20 protein-coding genes are annotated in these 23,586 nt (G+C 44.1%); 6 read left to right on the plus strand and 14 right to left on the minus strand.

Annotated features, from left to right (window positions below):
* Positions 1–134 precede the first annotated feature (134 nt).
* The 9 genes from C7475_RS33355 to C7475_RS28575 all read right to left on the minus strand — a co-directional run bounded on the left by C7475_RS33355 (position 135) and on the right by C7475_RS28575 (position 9,705).
* Positions 135–332 (minus strand): hypothetical protein, encoded by a 198-nt coding sequence (locus C7475_RS33355; RefSeq protein WP_110056839.1) that lies wholly within the window; start codon positions 330–332, stop codon positions 135–137.
* 1 nt (position 333) lies between these two features.
* Positions 334–1,860: a hypothetical protein gene (locus C7475_RS28540; protein WP_110056840.1), complete on the minus strand. Its 1,527-nt coding sequence runs from the start codon at positions 1,858–1,860 to the stop codon at positions 334–336.
* A 352-nt stretch (positions 1,861–2,212) separates the two neighbouring features.
* Positions 2,213–2,890, minus strand: coding sequence for a GNAT family N-acetyltransferase (locus C7475_RS28545; RefSeq protein WP_110056841.1), 678 nt, complete (start codon positions 2,888–2,890; stop codon positions 2,213–2,215).
* Between the two features lie 24 nt (positions 2,891–2,914).
* Positions 2,915–3,202, minus strand: a complete 288-nt coding sequence (locus C7475_RS28550) for a helix-turn-helix transcriptional regulator (RefSeq protein ID WP_110056842.1) — start codon at positions 3,200–3,202, stop codon at positions 2,915–2,917.
* 440 nt (positions 3,203–3,642) lie between these two features.
* Positions 3,643–4,518 carry an alpha/beta hydrolase gene (locus tag C7475_RS28555; RefSeq protein ID WP_110056843.1) on the minus strand — a complete coding sequence of 292 codons (876 nt, stop codon included), beginning with the start codon at positions 4,516–4,518 and terminating at the stop codon, positions 3,643–3,645.
* A 124-nt stretch (positions 4,519–4,642) separates the two neighbouring features.
* Positions 4,643–5,302, minus strand: a complete 660-nt coding sequence (locus tag C7475_RS28560; protein WP_110056844.1) for a DUF4272 domain-containing protein — start codon at positions 5,300–5,302, stop codon at positions 4,643–4,645.
* Between the two features lie 489 nt (positions 5,303–5,791).
* Complete coding sequence (locus C7475_RS28565) at positions 5,792–8,194, minus strand: ABC transporter permease (RefSeq protein ID WP_110056845.1); 2,403 nt, start codon at positions 8,192–8,194, stop codon at positions 5,792–5,794.
* Between the two features lie 196 nt (positions 8,195–8,390).
* Positions 8,391–9,155 carry an SDR family NAD(P)-dependent oxidoreductase gene (locus C7475_RS28570; RefSeq protein ID WP_110056846.1) on the minus strand — a complete coding sequence of 255 codons (765 nt, stop codon included), beginning with the start codon at positions 9,153–9,155 and terminating at the stop codon, positions 8,391–8,393.
* A 97-nt stretch (positions 9,156–9,252) separates the two neighbouring features.
* A complete protein-coding gene (locus C7475_RS28575) occupies positions 9,253–9,705 on the minus strand; it encodes an AraC family transcriptional regulator (RefSeq protein WP_110056847.1) in 453 nt (150 codons plus the stop codon).
* Positions 9,706–9,876: 171 nt separating this feature from the next.
* Here C7475_RS28575 and poxB point away from each other — a divergent pair, with 171 nt between their 5' ends.
* Complete coding sequence (gene poxB / locus C7475_RS28580; protein ID WP_110056848.1) at positions 9,877–11,601, plus strand: ubiquinone-dependent pyruvate dehydrogenase; 1,725 nt, start codon at positions 9,877–9,879, stop codon at positions 11,599–11,601.
* 1 nt (position 11,602) lies between these two features.
* Here poxB and C7475_RS28585 read toward each other — a convergent pair whose 3' ends face one another.
* Positions 11,603–12,583 (minus strand): GlxA family transcriptional regulator, encoded by a 981-nt coding sequence (locus tag C7475_RS28585; protein WP_110056849.1) that lies wholly within the window; start codon positions 12,581–12,583, stop codon positions 11,603–11,605.
* Between the two features lie 144 nt (positions 12,584–12,727).
* On the opposite strand from C7475_RS28585, the gene C7475_RS28590 reads away from it, so the two are divergent.
* The gene (locus C7475_RS28590; RefSeq protein WP_110056850.1) at positions 12,728–13,294 is read left to right on the plus strand and encodes a dihydrofolate reductase family protein; all 567 of its coding nucleotides are present in this window, start codon (positions 12,728–12,730) and stop codon (positions 13,292–13,294) included.
* 5 nt (positions 13,295–13,299) lie between these two features.
* Here the strand turns inward: C7475_RS28590 and C7475_RS28595 are convergent, their stop codons facing one another.
* From C7475_RS28595 to C7475_RS28610, 4 genes are read right to left on the minus strand one after another with little or no spacing between them, the layout of a single operon-like run.
* The gene (locus tag C7475_RS28595; protein ID WP_110056851.1) at positions 13,300–14,154 is read right to left on the minus strand and encodes an ROK family protein; all 855 of its coding nucleotides are present in this window, start codon (positions 14,152–14,154) and stop codon (positions 13,300–13,302) included.
* A complete protein-coding gene (locus C7475_RS28600; RefSeq protein ID WP_110056852.1) occupies positions 14,151–15,464 on the minus strand; it encodes an MFS transporter in 1,314 nt (437 codons plus the stop codon). The genes C7475_RS28595 and C7475_RS28600 overlap by 4 nt, the downstream gene beginning before the upstream one ends.
* Positions 15,461–17,305: a class I mannose-6-phosphate isomerase gene (locus tag C7475_RS28605; RefSeq protein WP_233259991.1), complete on the minus strand. Its 1,845-nt coding sequence runs from the start codon at positions 17,303–17,305 to the stop codon at positions 15,461–15,463. The genes C7475_RS28600 and C7475_RS28605 overlap by 4 nt, the downstream gene beginning before the upstream one ends.
* A gap of 9 nt (positions 17,306–17,314) precedes the next feature.
* A complete protein-coding gene (locus C7475_RS28610; protein ID WP_110056853.1) occupies positions 17,315–20,191 on the minus strand; it encodes a glycoside hydrolase family 38 C-terminal domain-containing protein in 2,877 nt (958 codons plus the stop codon).
* 125 nt (positions 20,192–20,316) lie between these two features.
* Between C7475_RS28610 and C7475_RS28615 the strand changes: the two genes are divergently transcribed.
* From C7475_RS28615 to C7475_RS28630, 4 genes are all read left to right on the plus strand, one after another.
* On the plus strand, positions 20,317–21,108 hold the full coding sequence (locus C7475_RS28615; RefSeq protein WP_233259992.1) for a GntR family transcriptional regulator: 792 nt from the start codon (positions 20,317–20,319) through the stop codon (positions 21,106–21,108).
* A gap of 434 nt (positions 21,109–21,542) precedes the next feature.
* The gene (locus C7475_RS28620) at positions 21,543–21,938 is read left to right on the plus strand and encodes a PKD domain-containing protein (RefSeq protein ID WP_110056854.1); all 396 of its coding nucleotides are present in this window, start codon (positions 21,543–21,545) and stop codon (positions 21,936–21,938) included.
* Positions 21,939–22,134: 196 nt separating this feature from the next.
* A complete protein-coding gene (locus C7475_RS28625) occupies positions 22,135–22,830 on the plus strand; it encodes a hypothetical protein (RefSeq protein ID WP_110056855.1) in 696 nt (231 codons plus the stop codon).
* A 42-nt stretch (positions 22,831–22,872) separates the two neighbouring features.
* Positions 22,873–23,565: an outer membrane beta-barrel protein gene (locus C7475_RS28630; RefSeq protein ID WP_110056856.1), complete on the plus strand. Its 693-nt coding sequence runs from the start codon at positions 22,873–22,875 to the stop codon at positions 23,563–23,565.
* Positions 23,566–23,586 lie beyond the last annotated feature (21 nt).

Raw genomic sequence — 23,586 nt, forward strand, 5'->3', positions numbered from 1 at the left:
TACACCTACCGCGAAATTCTTAAAGAAACTATCTCATGATTTACGCAAATGGAAAAAAGATTTACGCTATGCGGAAAAAGGTGGGGATAAAAAAAGGCCACCAAATGGCGGCCTTTCTAAATAATGTAATAGATTTATGTTGTTAACACAAGTAGAGATGCCTCTATTTGAGATTCTCGTTCCTTTTGCAGGTATTCCCTTTTTACTAGTTCCATATATTCATTAATGGATTCTCTGATCTCTGATGCCTCGGAAGAGTCCATTATTTCGGCTTTTCCTTCCGCAAATAATCTGGCTTTAATTTCTTCTCGCCTATTAATTTTACTTGCCATATCAGAAGCTCCTCAAGTTATTAGTATATATGTTAAATTCTCCCAAAGATAGTGAATTCTTAACTAATTCCTTACTGCCCTCATCACGATAATAAAAACAGTCATTATAACCGCTAACTATAAGTGCATTAAAATTAGTTAATTTAGGTTCCGTAGCGTCGATTATTATAAGTCCATTTGCTTTTTTTCGTTTTATTAGCGTTCTGGATGAAATTTCTCCAACCCAAATAAATTTCGGCATCGAGGTATCCAGAATGAAGTCTCTGAAATCAGGGTTAAAACTCTGATCATGCGATAAGAAATCTTTATAGGACCGGCTGGATGTCAAAAAGATTCTACAAAAAAGTTCGGTCCCCTCCGGGATATTAAGCTGATTCTCTAGCAGGAATGTTTTGATATATTTCTTTGCTACAAATGCGTCCAGATATATTTTCGGATACAATGGAACTAAAAAGTGAACTATCTCACATCCAGCCCAAACCGAATTTTGATAGTATTGTACCGGACGCTTTAATAGAGCGAGCTGATAAACCGGATGATTATCATCAACCAAGACAAAATCTCTTTCTATATCATCATTATCAATTATCACAATTTTTCTTTGCTTCAAAAGCGAAGCTATTTTAGCATCATGTTCGTTTTTTTCCTGTAATTGGTCAATGTCTGCATTAGTTGAGCCATTATGTCCGACAACTGGTACGACATGTCCTACAGTACCCCCATTATGTACATTCGATATAGCAGCTATCAAAGGCAAACCACTTTCGATATATGAGGATAACAAATTTTCGAATCTATCACCAAATTTGGTTTTGGAGTAGATCTTAGTTCCAAATCCAAACTCCCTTAAAGCATATCCCATCTGATCTATATTAAGGCCTTCAGATGGTATTTGCCGAAAATTGGAACAGTTTTTTAAGGTACTGATAATTGCCGACGGAAGTACTGGCTTATATTCCGGATATTTAGACGCGAAATATTCCATAACGGCCCAAATAGAAGTTTCTGCGCATGTAATAGTTTCTGTATCCTGAGAAGAATGAGGGAAGCCAGATACTTCAAATTTAACTGAGCATACTGTAGTTTGAAATTTGCCAGTTACACATAAAAAGTCATGTTGCGTTAATGCTAGAGGTGAAATCACGCTTCTACCAACAACATTGGGTACTGTAGGCCTTAGTATCATAAATCCGAGATACCAATCTCTAAGTTCTGAGAACTGAGCTTGATCCCTGAATTTATCTATTGTCACTTCTTCACTAAAAAAAGATAACCTGATGCAATCTTTTTTATAGTCACCTAGCTTTGAAGAAAAGTAAGAGTAATAGCTATCCCGGTAAACTCTATCCACATAAGGATATTCAATTACGAAACAGATATTAGGTTTAAACCTTCGAAAGTGTGGATCTAATCTTTTCTCATATATCTTCTCCGAAATTTGTTGAGGAACTGAAAATTCGTCCTGGATGAGTTGAATTAACTGATGACGAATTTCAGGTAAGGTACAGATAATGGTTGTAATGCTCATAAAGTGAGACTTGATTGGTTGTTAACAGTAAGAAAAATGGCTTTTTCAAGGGGTGCAATTTAATGATTTCAATAGTATAAATCAGCCTGCGTATTCAAATGCACAGATTTTTTGAATGGTCCTTTGACGTTATTTAATATTGACGATATTGTTATTTTAACATCGCGACTTTTTTTCTTACGGGCATATTACTTTTTCTCCTGACTTGAAATCAAAAAAGATAAAAGAAAAATTATCACCTTGATTTAATAGTTATAATCCTGAATACATTCGATGAAGATCGAATATCCTCATTTGAATAAACTTTATGTTAATTGGTTGGATATTGTTGTGTGTTAAGTATTCCCGGGACTCATCTCTCCCTCACAACCTCCCAAAAAACAATTGCCCTCCTGTCACTAAACCCAAGTCGCTCATACACCTTTCTCGCCCTGTCATTACTCGTCAGAAAATGTAGATACAACGCATCTCCATTCGCCACATTCCTGTTCACAATATGAGCTACTAACTGTTGTGCATATCCTCTTCCGGTAAACTCTGGATGGGTGCAAACGGCGCTCACTTCTACCAGTCCTGTTATCTTCGTGCGTTCACCGGCTATGGCAACCAGCTTTCCTTCCTGTCGAATACCAAAGTAATTCCCCAGCAAAGGAGTATCCCTGTAAAAAAATCCTGGTTGTACCAGGTTAACAAGTGCCAGCATTTCTTCAACATCATCCAGCGGAACAACATCAGGAGTTAGCAGCGATACTGGTTGATCACAGATCATCTGTATACAATCTAACTGACGAAGCAGTTTCCAGTTATCCGGCAAAGGAGGTAACTCACCAATGATGATCATTTTTTCTCCGGCAGAAGTCCAGGGTAATATTTCATTCAGATCAGCATGCAGAGGGTCAGCACATCCAACGAATTGCAGTGTACCTGCTGCATATCGCCGAACGGCAGGAGTTCCTTGTGCAAACGCCTTATGTGTCGTTTGTAATGCATGCCATACCGGGTTATCTAATGTTTCGTAATTGTTGCGCATAGTCCGGAGAAGGGGAAATAAACGTTATGCAGTGAAGAGCGACAGGAACCTTATATAATCCTCAAAAACCTCTTTATTGATCCTGTATTTGGTATTACGGCCTTCTTTTTCAGCTATCAGCAGATCCGCATCTACCAGCTGCTTAATATGATGCGACACTGTAGATTGTGCAAGGTCAAGCATCTCGAGGACCATCGTACATGGCGTCCAATCCGATTCTTTCCGGATAGCTTCTACAATCCTGATACGATATGGGTCACCTAAAGCTTTGGAGATCTTTTCAATTCTTTTAATGTCTAATTTCTTATTCATCGATGCAAATTTATCGATTATGCCCTGTCGATGGGCTGTACTCACTCTCTAATAATGTCATTAAAATGTCAAATACCGATATATTTTTTATTGCCTGAGAATGTCTTCAGACATCATATAACATTTAAATATATACTATAATAGCATGCTATAATTAATAGTACATAGATATCTATTTATACTGTCCTTGCAAATACCCTGTCATAGCGCTTTCTCAGAGATAACCCGTATATAACCCGTATATAAGCCATATATAACCCGTATATAACCCATATATAACCCGTATATAACCCATATCTAAAAGATACGGATTATATACGGGTTATATATGGGTTAACTACAGCTTATAAATGAGTTATTGGAAAGAAGTCTCAAAATATAAAGCCTTATCAGCCACCATATGAACCGGCATCTGATAAGGCTGAAATAAAGAAGGAGTCTTATTTTACGGAGGAAGGTGCGGGCGAAAGGATCTTACAATCCGTCAGCCAGTTTGTCAGTAAACTGGGCCAGGCCTTGATAGATTGCAGATTTGAACGGTAACCCATATTGAAGGCGTGATTACCATTAGCGAAGATATGTGCCTCCACAGGCACCTTTGCCTGCCGGTAGCGCTCCAGCAGACTAACAATAGGGGCAGAACAACATTCATCATCATTAGAAGCGATCAGGAAGGCTTTAGGTGCATCTGAAGGCACCTTTTCAGGAATGCCCAGGGGACCCGGATATACTAATATCTGGAAATCAGGTTTGCCATTCAGACGGTCGATCGGGTCTTTAGCATGGGGATTCCCGTAACCCGGACCATATGCCACCTGCGATACGACCTCTCCCCCTGCAGAAAATCCCCAGATACCGACCCGGTTAGTGTCAACACCCCATTCGGCAGCATGGCTACGTACGAAACGCATGGCCCGGTATGCATCCTGCCGGATCTCCTTCTCCAGTGTATAAGAAGAGTTCTCCTCCCTGAATAAGCGATACTTCAGGATGATAGCCGCCACCCCGATACTGTTCAGGAAACGGGCAGGGTCTCGTCCTTCGGAATTATAGACCAGCAAACGGAAGCCCCCTCCCGGACAGATCACAACAGCTGCACCTGTCGCTTTTTCTTTCGGTGGAAGATAAATGGTGACAGAGGGGTTATGAATATTCTTAACGTAGTAATCTTTGGCCTCTTCCGGCTCGTTTTTCCGGTTTTCATACCCGGGAGCACCATCAGGCCATAAATGGAAAGTTTTCGCAGTATCCTGGGCTATAACGGTGGAAAATGGCAATATGAAGAACAATGCCAGAAGAACATACCCTCGTTGCATAGTAAAATGGTTTTACTAACAAGATATAGTTTGCCGGCCGGAATTATGGGAAAAAATAGCCACTTACCCCTGAAAAGGAGTATCACATGCCCGTAACCGGGCGAAAAATAAAGAAAGGATAATATCAGGTAGATGTATCTGTATCGTCCCAGTCATGAATGCTCATGAAACGTCTTAGCCAGTTCAGCGCCATGTGCCGCTCAAATGAAGCCGGGACATGTACGTCAGCCCTGCTTTTCCCGCCGCTGAACAATGTATCCCTGAAATGAGTGGTAGTCAGTTCGTAAAAGATATTCTCGTCGTAGATCTCGACCGGGTCACGGAAGTTCAGGCTACTGAGAAAACCTTCCAGCCCTTCTCCCAACGCCGGCAGATGCTGGATCATGGTATTGATCTGCTCCTCTGTGGCCTCTTCACCTGGCATAGGCTTATCCTCCACCAGTCCAAGCGCCCAGGCCAGTATATAGGCAGCTTCTATCTTCCAGGAAAGGTCCAGTATCTCGTCTTCCGTTGATGTTCTGCTATTCAGGTATGCTACTTCCTTTTCGCTGACATGCGACCAGATATTTTCTGCCTTTAACCATTTAACAATCCCGTATTTCTTTGTCTCGTCCTGTATCGTGTAAGCAATAGCAGTAAGGATCATCACCCTGCAACCCACCTCTCTGGGAGTAGCAAAAAGGTCGTGATCAAAGTTCAGGTATTCCGGATAAGAGATCTGATAATTGTTGATGCCGTGTTGTGAGAGCCGTTCCTCAATTTTTGTTTTTCGTGTTGCTAGCATTTATCTATTAAACTTCTACTTTATTTATTCACAGGATTTTATGGCTATAAATATACAAATTCCCTCAATATATAATTATTTATATTAAACAACGTTGTTCCGGTCATTTTTTTATTGCAGATACTTCAAGCTTTGATCCGCGGTAAAGATCGGTTTAAAGCTATCCTCAACAACAACGGGCACTCACATGATCAGTTTAATGTAAATAACTATACTGCACTCCTACTATTTAACATCTTATTAATAGAAGATTCCGGTACACGTAACTATATTGCGCACCTGATAGACATGCGATAAGCGTGTCTCTTCATAACGTGAGATATGAAAGCTGGGTATTCTTATCCAGCTCCTTCTTCACCAATTTCAGTAGATGATCGTCCCCACATCCCGGAGATATCAGTAACTTTCTCCTACCCCGTCTTGCAAATAAGAAAAAAAAGGCACCTCAACAATGAGACACCTCCTTCTTTGTATTTCTGCCTGCATCAATTATTCCGTTCGCAGACTTTTTACGGGATTAGCAATAGCGGCTTTTATAGCGGAATGACCTATCGTAAGCCAGGCTATACCAACAGATGCCAGTAGTGTGATTATAAAGAAACCCGCTCCTATGCTGATGCCAAAACTGAATTGCTGCAACCATTTGTCCATAACATACCAGGCTATAGGGGTCGCAATCACAAAAGCTACAACGATCAGGATAAGGAATTCTTTGGAAAGTAACAGGATGATGCCCCTAATATTTGCGCCCAATACTTTGCGGATACCGATCTCCTTTCTCCGACGTGCCGCCATAAAAGATATAAGGCCGTATAGTCCCAGACAAGAAATGAAGACCGCAATGCCGGCAAAGATCTTAAAGAGCTGCGCCAGCTGGTCTTCCTGTTTGTAATAGTCAGCCACTGTCTGATCAATAAAACTATACTCAAAGACATAGTCCGGGAAGGTCTTGTTCCAGATGCCCGCCATAGCGGTCACCACTTCTTTAGCATTTTTTGTTTCAATCTTGATATTGGCCGTTCTGTAGCTCCGCTTTATAGTTGTCATGACCACCGGCGCCATAGGTTCCCGCAGGGAACTCACATGAAAGTCTTTTACAACACCAGTGATCGGTCGTGTACGCCCCCCTATTGTGATACGTTGTCCGATAGCTGCTTCCGGACTTCCGAATCCGGCCTTTTTTACCAGGGTTTCATTTACGACAAATTCACTTATAGTATCGGAAGCATAATAGATCCTGCCGGCAAGTAACTGAAACTTGTAGATATTAAAAAAACTGGTATCAGCTGGTTTCATATTCACGACCATATCAGCTACATCAGTATGATTAGTACTCAACCTCAGATCGGTCGCCCAGAAATTATTACCGGTCGGTGCAAAAATACTGAAGCTCACATCTTTTACCCCGTGTTGATGCAGCAGCTCGCTACGAAGGTAGTCCAGCTTCAAACGGTTAATACTATCATTGGGAAAACCTGCAGTAATGACAGCTTCCTTATTGAATCCCATATCTGCGTTCCGGAAATAGTTCATCTGTGAAATGACGATCAATGTGCCAATGATGAGCACCTGTGCAATCACGAACTGTAATACGACCAATCCTCTTCGCAGATTGATCCCTTTTATGCTTTCAATACCTATCTTGCTTTTTAAAGCGTTCATAGGACTGAAACCGGACAGCACAAGGGCAGGATAAAAACCTGCCAGTATGGTTACAACAACCCACAACAACACGACAAATACAATGGATGAAGCAGGCGAAAATACCAGTAATGATATCTTCATGTCCAGCAGTCTGTTTAAAGGTGTAAGCAGGATAGCTGCCAGAATAATGGCACCCGCCATGGCAATGAAGCAAGTAAAACCTGTTTCGCCCAGGAACTGTATTAATAGCTGTTGCCTGTTGCCTCCAAGTGCTTTCCTTACTCCTACTTCTCTTGCGCGATTAATGGCATTAGCTGTAGACAGATTGATGAAATTAACGCAGGCAATGATCAGCAGGAACAAACCTATCAGGCTTAATGCGGTTGCCAGTTCTTTACTGAATACACGACCAGAGAATGTCTCGAAGCGATTGTCGCTATGCATTTCTGCCAGTGGCCGCAGCAGCAACTTGTAACCTGCATGGGACGGAGGAACATGTCTCGATACAAAGCCCGTTAGTAATCCATTTAATTGGTCAGCTACATAATCGGCCCTGGGCAATACAAAGCAATAGTTGTCTGTAATACCCACCCAGTCATTCAGGTCAAAACCCACCTGTGTCAGGGTAGCATAAGAAATGACAAGCCCTAATGGGAAATCCGTATTGGCAGGCGGATTTTCCAATATGCCTGTAACCATTATGTGCAGTCCATATACACTGATGTGTTTACCAACGGCCTGCTTCCAGTCACCAAAATATCTTGTCGCAAATTCCCGGGTCAGCAATGCTGTATTCTGCTCTCTGATGGCGCTGGCGGCATTTCCTGTCAGCATTTTAAAATCAAACATCTCAAAGAACTCCGGTTCTGCAAAAAAGGTACCTTTTCGTTCCTTGAATTTCTTTCCCGTTTCTGCTCCGGTACCGGGAATAGTTACCTGGACATCTTTGTCGCCATATATAGCCGCCACCTTCTCCAACTGGGAATAATCCTTCCGCAAAGCTGCTGCATATGGGAAGGGTACACCAGTACCATAACCACCCGATGCTTCTCCCTGGCTAGCTCTCAGCACACGGTAAATACGATCCTTTTTAGTGTGGAAGCTATCAAACTCTTTCGCATATTGTACAATGACAGCAATCAGAAGGAAAGCGCAAAAGCCTACCATCAGTCCTGTAATATTCACAAAGAAATGGCTACCGTTACGAAGAAAATTTCTGAAGGCAGTCTTGATATAGTTTAAAAACATCTCGTTTATTTAATGTCATTATTCAGGATGCCAACATGCCAAGCGAATGCCAATCTACAGTTAATTACTATAAACAGAAATATACATTATCTATATACAGATGTGTTCATTTTTGAGACATCTCGTGTTCGATATTGGCTAAAGCAAAAAGGCTGTAAACGATCGTTTACAACCTTTCCTGTACATGGTCCACAGCCTATAGAAACATTCCGCCGGATACTTCTATAGCTTGTGCAGTGATCCATCTTGCTCTTTCACTACAAAGGAACGCAGTCACACCACCAATATCTTCCGCCAGGCCTACACGACCAAGCGCTGTATGTTGAGCGATATAATCTTTTGCACCGGGATGGGCTTCAAAAGCGCTCTTTGTGAAATCTGTCTCGATAGCGCCGGGAGCAACAACATTCGCGTTGATCCTTCTTCCACCTAATTCTTTAGCGAGGTATTTCGTGAAGTTGAAAATGGCTGCTTTTGTAGAAGAGTAAACGGAGTAACCGGGTGTTACAAACCTTGCCAGACCTGTGGAAATGTTGATGATCCTTCCACCATCGGCAATTACGTCCTGTAATGTTTGTGTGAGGAAATACACGCCTTTAAAGTGGATGTTCACCAGGTCGTCAAAGTCCTGCTCAGTTACATCGGTGAACATACCGTAACGGTCAATACCGGCGTTGTTGATAAGGAAGTCAATATTAGATGTATCCCATTTGTCTTTAAGCGCGTTCTGCAGCTCAGCTTTAAATGCGGGGAATAATTTAGTATCTGCTGTATTGAGTTGCAGTGCAATAGCTTCTACGTTCAATTTCTCAATTTCTGCAATGACCTGTTGCGCTTCTTCTTTTTTACTGTGATAAGTGAAGACTATGTTATGTCCGTCTTTAGCCAGTTCGATCACAGTGTTCTTACCTAATCCGCGGCTACCGCCTGTTACCAGTGCTATTTTCTTCGTTGTTTTCATTTTGTACTGTGTTTGTTTTTACAATACAAAGTTGACTCAAACAGCGGTCCTGGTTATGGTGATCATTTAAGGAAAAATGGTACCCTTTTCAGTATTTCTATCGTTGCTCATGTAAGCGCCTGAATTTGGAAGGCGTTATTCCTTCGAACGATTTAAACCATTTGGTGAAGTTGGAAGGATCATAGGTAAGTATCGCTGCAACATCCGCTACGGAATGCTTATTATCTAATAATAATTCCTTTGCCATCTTCAGCAACTTTTGCTCATAGAAATAACAGGGATGATACCCGGTATGTTCTTTGATCACATTGCTGAGATGTGTGGGATGAATGAACAATGCTTCGGCAAACTGTTTCAGTTCAAACATTTCATCTACCCTGCCCGCTATTATATCCGCAAGATGCTCATCTATCAACCGGAGATAATCCTGGTAGATCTCTTCCTTACGGCCGATATATCTGGTGGGCAATTTGATCTGCGCTGCCTCTTCCGGTGAGATTCCCAATAACAGACAATTGGTTCCGGCAGGAGTTGTTGAGACGTTGATCATGGCGTTTACGTTTAATTAGCAATTATAAGACATCCGTCAGCAAAAAAATGGTGACCATTTCAGTATTTGATGCAAAGATCGTGGTTCTTGTTGGTCTAAATCCCTTTACTGCCTTTTCGAAGTATAAGACATTGATTTTAAATGTAAATTTAATAAAACAACACCTTGTTTATGCCCAAAACAATAGCTGCACAAATAGTTGAACAATTGATAGCCGCCGGCGTCAGAAGAGTACATGGCGTAGTTGGGGACTCCCTCAACAGTATTACAGACGAGATCCGCCAAAATAAGGAGATAACCTGGATTCATTATCGTCATGAGGAAGCTGCTGCCTTTGCGGCAGGTGCGGAAGCACAGCTAACGGGAAAACTCGCCGTATGTGCAGGTAGCTGCGGTCCCGGCAATATGCACCTTATTAACGGATTGTATGATGCCCACAGGAGCATGGCCCCTGTCCTGGCTATTGCTGCGCAGATCCCCAGTACGGAAGTAGGTACCTCCTATTTCCAGGAAACGCGGCCTGAGGCCCTGTTCCGGGAATGCAGCCATTATTGCGAAACGATCGCCTCTGCCAGGCAGATGCCCAGAGTATTACAGATCGCCATGCAGAATGCCGTCGGACTGGGAGGCGTTGCAGTAGTCGCCCTGTCCGGAGATGTTGCCATGCAGACGGTGGAAAGCAACGGGCTGGAACATGACCTGCTTATAAGCCGTCCTACCATACGGCCCTCAGATAATGAATTACGCAAACTGGCAGACCTGATCAATCAGTCGGAAAAGATCACACTCCTTTGTGGCAGCGGTTGTGCCGGCGCCCATGATGAGCTCATTGCCGCAGGTGAAAAACTGCTCTCCCCCATGGTGCATGCCCTTCGTGGAAAAGAACATGTGGAATACGATAATCCTTTTGATGTGGGCATGACCGGGCTGATCGGGTTCTCTTCCGGTTATCACGCTATGGAACATAGTGACCTGGTGATTATGCTGGGCACAGATTTCCCCTATAAGGACTGGTTCCCATCCCGTGCAAAAATTGCACAAGTTGACATCAGGGCTGAGCGACTGGGCAGACGCTGTAATATCTCCCTGGGCCTCGTAGGAAATGTAAAAGAAACCCTTCATTGCCTGCTGCCTATGGTAAAACAAAAGACTGATCACTCTTACCTGGACAAATGTGTGGAACATTACAAAAAGAGCCGGGAATCGCTGGACGATCACGCTTTAGGCAAGTTCAATACGTCTCCTATACATCCGGAGTACCTGGCCCACAGGATAAATGAGATGGCGGCGGATAATGCCATTTTTACGGCAGATGTAGGCGAACCGACTGTATGGGCTGCAAGGTATCTGAAGATGAAAAAAGGACAACGCCTGCTAGGCTCTTTTAATCATGGTTCAATGGCCAGTGCTATGCCCCAGGCTATCGGCGCACAGCTGACCTATCCCGGAAGACAGGTCATCTCCCTTTCAGGTGACGGTGGTTTTGCGATGATGATGGGGGATATCCTCACCATTGCACAATATAACCTGCCGGTCAAGATCATTGTCTTCAATAACAGCTCTTTAGGCTTTGTAGCGATGGAAATGAAAGTAGCAGGTTTGCCACCCTTTGGCACCGATCTGAAGAACCCTGATTTCGCCCGCATGGCCGAGGCGATAGGTATAAAGGGTATTCGCCTGGAAGATCCTACTAATGTGGATACAGCGCTTGAAAAGGCCTTTGCACACGACGGCCCTGTGTTGATAGACGCCGTTGTAAATCCGTCTGTACTGGTGATGCCGCCCAAGATAGAATTTTCTCAGGCGAAAGGTTTCGGCATGTATGCACTGAAACAGGTATTCAATGGTAATGGTAAAGAAGTGTGGGATACGCTGACCTCCAATTTCCTGGACTAGGTCAGGCTACCACAGCCTCTTTATTGTATTTGTTCCTGTAATCGATAGGTGACAGTCCCGTGATCTTTTTGAAAACTGTTCTGAAAGATTTGGTGTCGTTATAGCCTACTTCATACATAACTTCATTCACATTCTTATGGCTGTTTTCCAGCCATTTCTTCGCGGCCTCGATCTTCACCCGTTGAATATATTCAGCGGGTGTATTGTTTGTAGCTTTCTTGAAACGACGGTCAAAATGCCTTCTGCCAATAGCAAATTTAGAAGCCAGATCATCTACAGAGATCCTTTCAGTGAGATTACACTCAATGAATTCCTGCGCCTTTTTAATAGGCTCGTCTTCATGTTTTTTCTGACCGTTGAACATCACGAAAGGTGATTGAGATTTCCTGTCAATTTCCAGTGCGAACAACTTAGCTATCCTGATGGCCAGCGCACGGTCCGTATATTTTTCAACGATATGCAACAGCAGGTTCCAGTAAGAAGAAGCACCGCCACTTGAATACAAACCCTGTTCTTCGGTAATGATCCTTCCATCCATGAGCTCCACCTCAGGGAACATTGCCCGGAATTCGGCAGCAGTAGCCCAGTGACTGGAACATTCTTTCCCGTTCAGTAATCCGGTAGATGCCAGCATGAAAGAACCTATGCACAAACTGGCTACTTCAGCCCCGTTATGATAATGATCGACGATCCAGGGAATGAACGCTTTGTTCCTTTCCAGGGTCGCTTTCAGATTACCGCTTAATGCAGGAATGACGATCAGGTCTGTTTTTTTTACGTCCTTGATAAGGATTTCAGGATGTACAGAGAAAAGACCCTGGTTCAGAGGTATTTCGTGGGTCAGGCCCACCAGCTGTACTTTGAACATGGCAGGCTTACCATCGGCCTCGAGAAATTCATTCAGCGTAGTGAACATGTAACGCGTATCAGATATGGTGCCTAATACAGCCTCATCCGGCACGAGAATGGAAATGTGTTTCATCTGGGATCAGTATTTAATAAACAGGTTGTATGGCAAAAATAAGGAAATTTAGATGTCAGAAACAACCCCTTCACAAGTCCGGAATACAACCCCTTCAACCTATCCAGTCATCCTATCTTTGAAATTGAGAAGAACTCTAACTGAATGAGAAAGATAATCGTATCTATGAATGTTACGCTCGATGGTTTCATGGCGGGGACCAATGGAGAGCTGGACTGGCACTTTCCTATGTGGAACGAGGAAATGTCCATCTATTTCTGCGATCAGTTGGGTAAGACAGATACCATCCTGCTTGGCCGCGTGAGTTATGAGAGAATGGCGCGATACTGGCCAAATAAGACATTCACCGGAATAGCGCTGGAATACGCAGATATGATGAACAATCATACAAAAGTCGTATTCTCCCAGACACTGGAAAGTGCTACCTGGAGCAACACCAGGCTGGTGAAAGAGAACGCAGGTAAAGAAGTACTGAAGATGAAACAGTCGCCCGGTAAAGATATGATCATCTATGGCAGTGGCAGCATAGTCAGATCATTCATACAGGAAGGCCTGATCGATGAATTCCAGATATGGGTACATCCTGTCTTTATACAACAGGGCGTACCGATGTTCAGGGACATGGAAGAAAATATTTACCTCAGATTCATGAAAGCCAGGACTTTCAGTTCAGGGGTGGTCATTCTATATTACAAACCGGAACAACAATAGAGATATCACTTACCATTTAATTCCCAGAAACCGGCAGCGCCTAAGAGGATCGCCTCTTCCCCGAGCTGGGACACCACAAACCGGGTGCCTTCCATATGAAACTGGAGATTAGCGCGGAACAGGTCAAACGCCTGGGCAATATTTCCACCTAATACTACCAATGAAGGAATAGGCTGCTGCTCCAGCAGGAACATGGCAAGATTGTATCCAAACTCCTGGAATACATCCAGGGCATATGACGATTGCTGCGCCATACCGGCCAGTTCTTTTACACTCTTTATTTTTTCACCGCTCAGTTCTTCATAACGGCGAAGGAACCAGCGGGTGGAAAAGTATTCTTCTGCAGTGGTATCCAGGAAAGGGGTCTTCCAGAAAGTTCCTTCCTGTGCAATGCCTTTATCAGCTACGGATGATCCGAAACCTGTACCAAGCGTCAGCCCAAGTACCTCCTTCTCTCCTTTCACTGCCCCGTTGAACAATTCTCCTTGCAGAAAACAAGAAGCATCATTCATGATCATGATGTCTTTCTTATCGATGCCCAGTTGTGCCGACAGCAATTCTTTCACATTCAGTCCATACAGGGATTCATACTTGTGCAATCCTTTGATAAGACTGATGCCTTCTTCATAATCGAAGGGGCCCGGCATAGCAATGCCAATATGATGAACACCATTGCCGGCCAGCATGCTTTTTTTCATGACATAACTCCAGCGACTGATGATCTCATCAGCGCCGGCATGCGAGTCGATATGTTCACGGTGAACAGATCCAGGCAGGAAAGTCCTGCGATGCATATCCACCAATGCAGTTGTAATATGTGAGCCACCAATATCCACACCTAAAACCACTGTCTCTTTCATGCTGTTTGTTTCACTGAGTTTTTCCAATATTGCTCTATCTGTTCAAAAGATTGTCCTTTCGTTTCGGGCAGCAGTCTGTAAACGGCGATGAACGCACAAAGACAGAATGCTGCAAAGAACCAGAAGGTCTGTGCGGTACCCAGGTTACGCAGTAGCACAGGTGTTAGCTGTCCTACGATCGTATCTGATATCCACATCACCATAATGCTTAAAGATAATGCCCTGGCCCGGATATTATCAGGGAAGATCTCCGCAGCGATCACAAATTTCAGCGGGCCGATTGAAAATGCAAAGAAGGCAAGGAAGGCCAGTACGCAACAAAGTAATGCAACACCTGTAGCGCCGGTATAAAAACAAATGCCGGTCAAGATCAGGCTGACAGTAGCTCCTGCTGTTCCCCAGAGGTATAGCGGTCTTCTGCCAAGACTATCTACTTTCCAGATCGCAAAGATGGTAAAGAAGACGTTTGCAGCCCCGAAGATGATCTGGCTGATGAATGAATTACTGAGTGTAATACCTGCATTGTTCAGGATAGTAGGCCCATAATAAATGATGGCGTTAATACCGCTGAACTGTGAGAACAAGGGCAATAATATCCCTATCAATAATGCCCGGCGCATAGCCGGTGCGAACAATGGTGCATACCCTTCTTTTTCACTGGTACGTCCGCGTTGCAGCAACCACCGCGGACTTTCAGGCACCCATAACAATCCTAACAGGAACAGGGCCGCAGGTAACATACCGAGACCGAACATACCGCGCCATACGTCCTGTACAAACAGGAAGTGTATCAAGCCGCCGCCGGTATCTGCTTTATGTGCTTCTGCATAAGACAGCAACTGTGCGTTACTGCAATAGGCCACCAGGATGCCGATCGTAACGGCCAGTTGGTAATAGGTAACGAGACGGCCCCGCTTATCGTCCGGCGCAATTTCAGACAGATATAGCGGCACAATGCTCGAAGCAATACCAACTGCCACCCCGCCTGTAATACGGGCTGCAATGATCCAGGAAAGCTCAGAAAGAAAGGAACAGCCCAGGGCCGCCAGCAGGAAAAGCAAAGCTGCCATGTAAAGCAGTTTCTTTCTACCCAGGCGGTCGCTCAGATTACCTGAGATGATCACACCCACAATACAGCCAGCCAGTGCGGACGATACAAACCATCCCTCCTGGAAGGCGGTTAATTCGAACTGTACTCTTACAAAAGGCAGTATACCTGATACGACTGCCATATCAAATCCAAAGAGGAAACCTCCCAGGGAGGCTACCACAGTGGTCATAACGAGGAGAAAATTAGATTGTTGTTTCATAACTGAATGGTGCTGAAGACCGGATGTTCTTCTTTGATAAAGGCTTTTACCACCTTTGCCTTCCCCGGTCCTTTATTAACAAGGGTATAACTTTCTGCTGCTGCTGGTATCACGAATGTCTCTGCATACTGGTACACTGTTTCCTTTCCATTAGCTGTCTTTACTGCAACAGCAGTACCTTCTACCAGCATCATTACAAGGCAGAGCCCATTTGTACTGCCGGTGATCTCACTATTTATTTCCAGGCGGTGCACATCATAAAAATGCTGCTGGTGTGTAGGCACATGCCATAACTCCCAGTCTGTACCTTTTTCTATCAGCGCCGGAACGGAGATCAATTCATTTTTTACTACCTCTCCCTGTCTGCTGAAGTCCAGGTTCTTAAAGGCATGCTCAATGTTGATCGGTCTTGGTTTGCCATCCAGTCCGGGGCGTACCCAGTCATACATTTTGAACGTGAAGATATACGGTGTGGCACTGATCTCCAGTACCATATTGTTAGCTCCTGCGCTGTGCACGGTACGGTTAGGTATCAGGAACAGGTCATGCTTATTCGCCTTATGCTGTTGTACATAATCTGTGATCGGCAAAGCTTTGCCTTCCTGCTGACTGTATTCCAGTGCAGTCCTGAACTGTACCGGATCAATATCCTTCGCAAAACCAAGATATACACTGGCATCTTCTTTACAATCCAGGATATAATACGTTTCATCCTGTGTGATAGTTTCACCGAACTGCTCCCTGATATAAGACAATGCAGGATGGCACTGAATAGACAGGTTGCCTCCGTCAAAGGTATCCAGGAAATCAAAACGGATAGGGAATTCATACCTGAAAATGTCCGCATGTTTTCCCAGCACAGCTGTATGTTGCAGGAACATCAGCCATTCGAAAGGAATCTCGAAGAGATAACTGTCACTTTCAAACAATACTCCATTCTCCGGTACGATCATTTCGAAAGACCATGCGAGGTTCACTTCTTCCTGTGGCAGCTGTGGAATATGTTCTTTCATCCACTGCCCCCCCCAGGCGCCAGGCTCAAACCATGGTCGTACACGGAAAGTATCACGGCAGATGTGCTGTATGCCGGTATAGAGGTCTGCCGCTTTTATCCATGTGAGTGTGTTGCCCCATTGCGTATCTGCAAATATGGCCACCCTGTTTGCCAGCGATTGTTTATGATCATTCAATACCACCCAGTCAACGAAGTAGGCACGTTTGTACATCTCAGCGGCTGCATCTGTTTTATTGCTGCCCAGGTTAGTCACAGCACCTGCGCGCATGCGGTATTGCAGCTCATTTTTCGGCATATCAAGATAGACCAATGGCACACCAGGTTTTACGAGTGCAGCGCCAGGGCCAATTACAATATGCAGGTCGTACCCGGCGGCAGGCTGCATAGCGGCCAGCATCTCCGGATAAAAGAAATCAGACAACTGCAAGGTAGTACGTGTACCCCACACAGCGCCACGTTCACCGAGGAAGGGAGCAACCAACTGTTCGATCGTTCCTTCTTCTTTCAGCGCTTCTGCTGCGAAATGCCATTTCACTTTTAACGCCTGTCTGCTGAAGATCTCATCCAGCGAGGTCTGCACCTCATCCCATAGTATACCAGTATAACCATCTATCTGTACCTGCTGCTGTGATATGATCCAGGCCGCCAGCGTTTCAAAACCGGCATTGATCTTTCCTTTACCTAAAGCATGCGCCGGATAAATGTTATATCCTTCTGGCGTTTCCGTTTGCTGCAACGGTAACAGGTACTGCCCGGAAGTACGCCAGCTTTCTCTTTCATCTTCCATCCTGCCAGTAGCAGGATTTGATTTTACATTGTTCGACATGTATTACAGTTATTTCGTCTCCACACGCAACATCATGATACCTTTCGCAGGCAGTGTTACTTTGTTAGTTAATTGCTGTTTATATTCTTCCAGCATGTTGCTCTCCCATATATTCAGGGCAGCAGTTTTATCTTTCGCCGTAAAGGTGACAGGGGCAGCCATGTCTGATGTATTCACCAGCCACAATACCACTCCTTTTCCATCATCGGCAGGTTTAATACTCTCTATGTATACCGGCTTAGTATCGATGCTAAAAAACAATGATTCACCGGCATTTCCTGCTGCAGCGGCAGCTATCAGCGGCCGGTGATTAGCTAGTCCTGACTGGTTTACAGCAAATGCATCATATGCATGATGTACCTGCAGATAGTAACGGAACGTAGCAGGGCCTTCCTGTGAGTGCCGAAAGTTTGTATGCCACAGGTTATTCATCACCCATGAGTATAGTGCAGGATGTTGCTCCGTGAAGCTGATCCATTTCGGAGAATCGTACAATCCTCCTGTCAGATCGGCCGTTGTTTGTTTACCTACTTCAAACAGCGGCGCATCGGGTGTTGACCAGGTAACACCGTAGTCTTTATTGGATACATCCACCCATCGCTGTACGGTATACCAGTTCCTGTTGGCATATTGTAACTGGTCTGCTTCCACATTAATACTTCCCCAGGGGATACTGTATCTCACCTGTGCATCTGCTACATTGAAAGGGAATGCGAAGTGCACGCCTTCTTTCGCAGTGACTGCTTTTTTATCGATGGTGTTAATGATCTCTATACGATCTACACCTGCTGCCAGCCTTATTTCCCTGCTTAAAGCATTAGCGCCGGGCGCGGAAGATTCCACAAGTAAACTAACTACCAATGGGCCTCTTTCTTTTATACTGATCTTCGCGGGACCGGCATACTGGATCTTCGCGAGGGAATCGCCCGGCAGATAGGAATATTGGTTTAAGCCACCGGAATCGGCCAGGTTACGGGAGATGCCTGTTCGCTCCAGGCGAATGATGTTACCTGTTGTTTCGTCGAGTGCTATTTTGTACAAGCCGTTCTGTAGTGTAGTGTTTGTAACAGCAGCCTTTGTATTGGCAAAAGCTTTACCTGCATGAACAGTGAAACGCTGTTTAGAGAAAGGAGCGATCTGTTTTACCATTACCGCCAGTTCGCCAGTGCTCAGTCGCTGGGACGGTACGCTCTTTCCGTTAATATCCTTTACCAGGTCTCCGGCAGCACTTTGTGCGGCAGACAGGACCACCACTTCGGAACGGGTATCGCCGATGGTATTATAAACATCCACAGCATTGGCAATTGCTTGTCCTTCCACAGCTTCTGCCAGCAGGGCGGCAGATTGCTCTTTTCCTTTTAAAGCAAAAGAACGTTTATATCCCCATTGTGAAACGGCTTTAGGATCGTTTGGATGAGAAATGCTATTGTAAGCTCCCCAGGTATGTTCGTTGAACAGTAGGATATTATTCCAGGTCGTGTCAAAATCTTTTGCAGGATAGCCCGGTTTGTTACGAAGCGCCCATATAGCATCTGCCTGTTGCAGTCGCTCGGAAGCATTCCTGTTGTAGCCGGTTTCTTTTGCAGCGGAAGCGATACCGTCTGTCCAGAACTCTGTATAGTCGCCCGACACCACAGGAATCTTATCCTTATAAGCCGCTTCAAAATCGCCAAAGAATTGTTTTACTGATGTGATGATCAACCGTGGAGAGGCAAACTTTTCATTCCATTCCTTTACGGCTTCCGGCAGTTCAGGGTCTATGGGTGCATTGTCGCTCATAGCCCATGTCATGATGGTCATATTGTAAGGAAACTTCTTCCTGTCCAGCTCTGCGAGATAGTCAAACAGATATGGGTTCAGGAAGTTCTCTGAAGGCTTACCGGTATAGTATGGCACAGGGTCTTCTATAGTAAAGAAGTTAGGGATCTTGCTGCCTTTCAGTGTATAGCCGATCGAATAAGGCTCGCTTTGCCAGTAGAGCATTTTCTCACCGGCGGGCGACTGCCAATAGAAAGGCCTGTCACGCCATTTAGGCGAGTTCCCGATACGGTCGCCCGCATTAGGCGCACCCCAGAAGTACCGGATACCAGTAATGGCAGACTGGCTGGATAGTCCCCAGGAGGCGCCCGGAATGTCTCCCTGAAACATCGTACTGATATCCAGTCCATGTTCTTTCGCGGTTTTAACGGCAGTATGGAACATCTGCATGAGCTGACGGGAATCGGTCACACTGGTATTGATATTTGCATATGCACCATCAATATTGATCCAACCCTTTTTAACGGCTTCCCAGAAGGCTTTTTTCTTCGTTTCATCTGCAGCAGCCAGGTAGTGGTCAACTACCCAGAAAGCCTCCGTATTCCACTTATAACGAGCATCTGCGGGGTAATCCTGTGTACGTTGGGCAATCTTTATTGCTTCGTCGATATTGTTCATATGCAGGCGCATTACTTTCTCCTGCACGTTGGTATAACCGATATCCACATGAGAGTGAGGCAACAGGTAGACTTTCCACTCGGGTGCAGGCGCCACCATACAGTGTGCGGTGTATTCTCTCCCGCTGGCAGCCAGTTTCACATCTAACTGTGTTTCGTGCTGTACAGGACCGCCTGGCAGGGGGAGTTCAAAAACGTTCATTCCTTCGCTGCCGCCATTGATCCGGATGCTGTCTTTTAGTCCGTTGAAGCTAATGAAGGCGGTAGCTGCCACATTGTTCTTTCCTCCGTGGAAGAGGAGACGCACCATCCTCGCAGCCCGGCCTTCATGTTTCAGGTAAGCGACGGTAGGTTTAAGTTCTATTGAAGTGAATGCGGGTTGTTTATCCTGTGCATTTGCAGCGGTATAGTAACCACACCACATCAGCAAAAACAGATAATACTTTGCCATATTTCTATAATTAAGCTATATGTACATACATTTTATTTATAAAACATCTAAAATGACCCCATGTTTAGAAAAACAACCGTAAATTAGGGGCTTTAAGACATTTTATATGTACAAACATATAGACTATGGTCATAGAAAGCAAATTATTTTTTGCAGCCTTTATGATCCAGTCTATTACTTTTGAGAATATGAAGTTTTCTATTGACCATAACAGTGCTGTTCCCCTCCATGTTCAGGCGGAGGAGTTATTGCGGAAAATGATTGAAGATCCTCAGTTCAGGAATGGCAAGTTCCTGCCCAATGAGGTGGAATTATCCCAGCAGCTGGAAATTTCCCGCACTACGCTCAGGCAGGCATTGAACAAGCTGGTATATGAGGGGCTGCTGATACGCAAGAAAGGGATCGGCACCAGGGTGTCGGAGAAAACCGTCAGCTCAAAATCTATGAACTGGAAAAGCTTCTCGCAGGAAATGGCTGCCAGGGGCATTCCTATCAGGAATTTTGAACTGCATATCAGCTGGGTGAAACCACATGAGGACCTCGCCCATTTCTTTGGCATCAAACCGGAGGAAAAGGTGTTAAAGCTGGAACGGTTAAGAGGCCGCCCTGAAGGTCCGTTCGTCTATTTTGTGTCTTATTTTCATCCTGTCATCGGTCTCACTGGTGAAGAGGATTTTAAACGCCCCCTGTACGAGATACTGGAACAGGATTATAATGTCATTGCCACTCTCTCAAAAGAAGAGATCAGTGCAAAGGCAGCAGATAATTTTATTGCAGGAAAACTTGAGATAGAAACGGGTAGCCCAGTATTATTCCGTAAACGTTTCGTGTATGATCAGGCGGAAAAACCTATTGAACTGAACATGGGATATTACAAGTCAGACAGCTTTATTTATACCGTTGAAAGCAGAAGATAATTTAACACATTTTAATGGATGACTACGTATTTTCTATGCGTAGTGAGTATCCGTTAACAAAGAAGGCCGTCCGCATTCGCGAGGCATTCTTTTCCATGTTTGGTGATCCCCGCTCCCCACATTCGGTGAACAAGATAACAACGCGCTTCCGCTACCTTTGATATTGTTAATCGCCCGGCTACTATGGCCATCAACAATCGGCTCAGACATTATGAAAGATACTAACTGGAACAAACGCTCAGTCGTTATATAATTAGTTATCAATAGCCTAAGTAGTAAGCGTGTCTGTTTTTTCTTGTTGAGTATATGTGCCGGCCATATAGCTGAGTGCATATACTCAACTGCGTTATTTTAACGTTTTATATCACCAGCAACTATCTACTTTTACCGCGACAATATTTTATTTCTTTGTTACCCAAAACACCCCTTTTACTATGAAAAGATCATTGTTAGCCACCCTCATGGTATTTGCAAGCATTGGCATGTATGCAAATACTAACACTCAATCTACCACTAACAGAACAGCATTAAGCACCCCCGTTACAAGTACAGTGGTTACACCGGATTTCTTTTACTTCATTCGTCCATTAGGCCAGACTATTCCAGGCGCAAGGCTTGCTTCGTTCCTGCTGTCTGTACCCGGTCCCGGTGAGCGTGACATTGTTGAATCCGTTGATTGGGATTTCGGTGATGGGACCCCGCCCGCATTGAACACACTGCTTGTAAATCACGCGTACTATCAGCCAGGCACATATGATGTGACGATGACAGTCCATTATGTGACAGGTGAAACGTTTGTGATCGTAAAACCAGTTACCATTACATTCTAAAAGTACTTTCTTAACAAAGGTCAGGGAAAGGAATATCCTTTTCCTGACCTTTGTTTTTCTGCTCTATGTTAACTCCTCTCCATATTATAAAGTGAATAGTTAAATAACGTTAACGCGGCATAAAAACTAACATTGTTTAACTTTTCTTTTAGAACGATTGGCTTACTTTTCCACCAACATTAAAACCCATACGTTCATGAAAAAAATTCTACTGTTAGCCTTGCTGTTTGTCAGCATGTTGCCCACCTATGCCCAGACGTCCATAGGCATTATAGGAGGATATAACCGGACCGAGGTACATTTTAGCAATTCGTATTCAGTTGGATATTTGGACAAATCATCAGCGTCCCTATGGCGCGCGGGCCTTATTGCAGACCATCATTTATGGAAGAAAATCTACCTGCAGCCACAATTATTATTGAATGCTAAAGGCGAAAATTCCAAAGCGTTTGATGACACAAGGCCCGGATATGTTTATTTCAATGAGTCAATTTCACGATTATTGTATCTCGAATTACAAAGCAATTTTATCTTTAAGCAGCAATGGGGCAAAGGTTCATTTTTTGCAGGAGCAGGGCCATATATCGGCCGTGGTATAAAAGGTAGGGATTATGATAAAGGTTATGTAATAATTGACAATCAGAAATCAGATTTCGATACGAAGACAGATATAATCTTCAGCAGCAAACAAGGTGAAGAGAATAAAGCTGCTTATCAAAAACCTTATGATGCCGGTCTCAGTTTCCAGGCTGGATATGAACTTCAGAATGGTCTTTTTTTTAATGCTGTCTATAGTCTTGGATTATCCAACTTAGGTTATGATTCGGAAGTAAAGGTTAAGAACAATTATTTCGGACTAAGTGTTGGTTACTTCTTTAAAAAATTCAATTAGCTGAAAGTTTGCAATTATAATCCGATCAAGTCAAAACATCCCATGAGAAAAATTATATTGTTAGCCTTGCTGCTTGCCTGCATGTCACCCACCTATTCCCAAACATCACTGGGCATTATAGGAGGATATAATTTGTCATCGATCGTCCCTAAAAGAAATTTAGAAAGTTGGGGGTATGATGTATCGTCCAGATCAGGATGGCGCGCAGGCGTGATAACTGACCACCACTTGTGGAGTAAATTTTATCTGCAACCACAATTATTGCTCAACAGGAAGGGCTACAATTATTCCTTTCATAACGAGGTAAATGGCGACTACAGCAAGAGAGAAAGACAATTCCTCTATCTCGAATTACAAGCCTCCCTAATATTTAAACAACAACTCGGTAAGGGGAAGCTAATTGTTGGAGCAGGCCACTATATTGGCCGTGGCATAACCGGTAAAGAGAGATTAACAGGTTATATGGATATCGATGGAAGACAAGTCCACTTCATCGATCACAATAACATAAAATTCAGAAGTAAAGAACCTGCAAATAGTACTTTTCCCTATGACACTTATGCAAAACCGTATGATCTGGGCATAAACTGTCTGGTAGGTTATGAACTGAAAAATGGTCTCTTCTTTAATGTAACTTACAGCGAGGGCATCACCGAGTTGGGGTATTACAATGGACCAGGTGGTAACACATATTGGGGACTAACTGTAGGATACTTCCTGAAAAGGTTCAATTAATAAAAAAATAGTCCGCCGATG

Origin of the sequence: Chitinophaga sp. S165, assembly GCF_003182155.1 — a bacterium.
Classification (GTDB): Bacteria; Bacteroidota; Bacteroidia; order Chitinophagales; family Chitinophagaceae; genus Chitinophaga.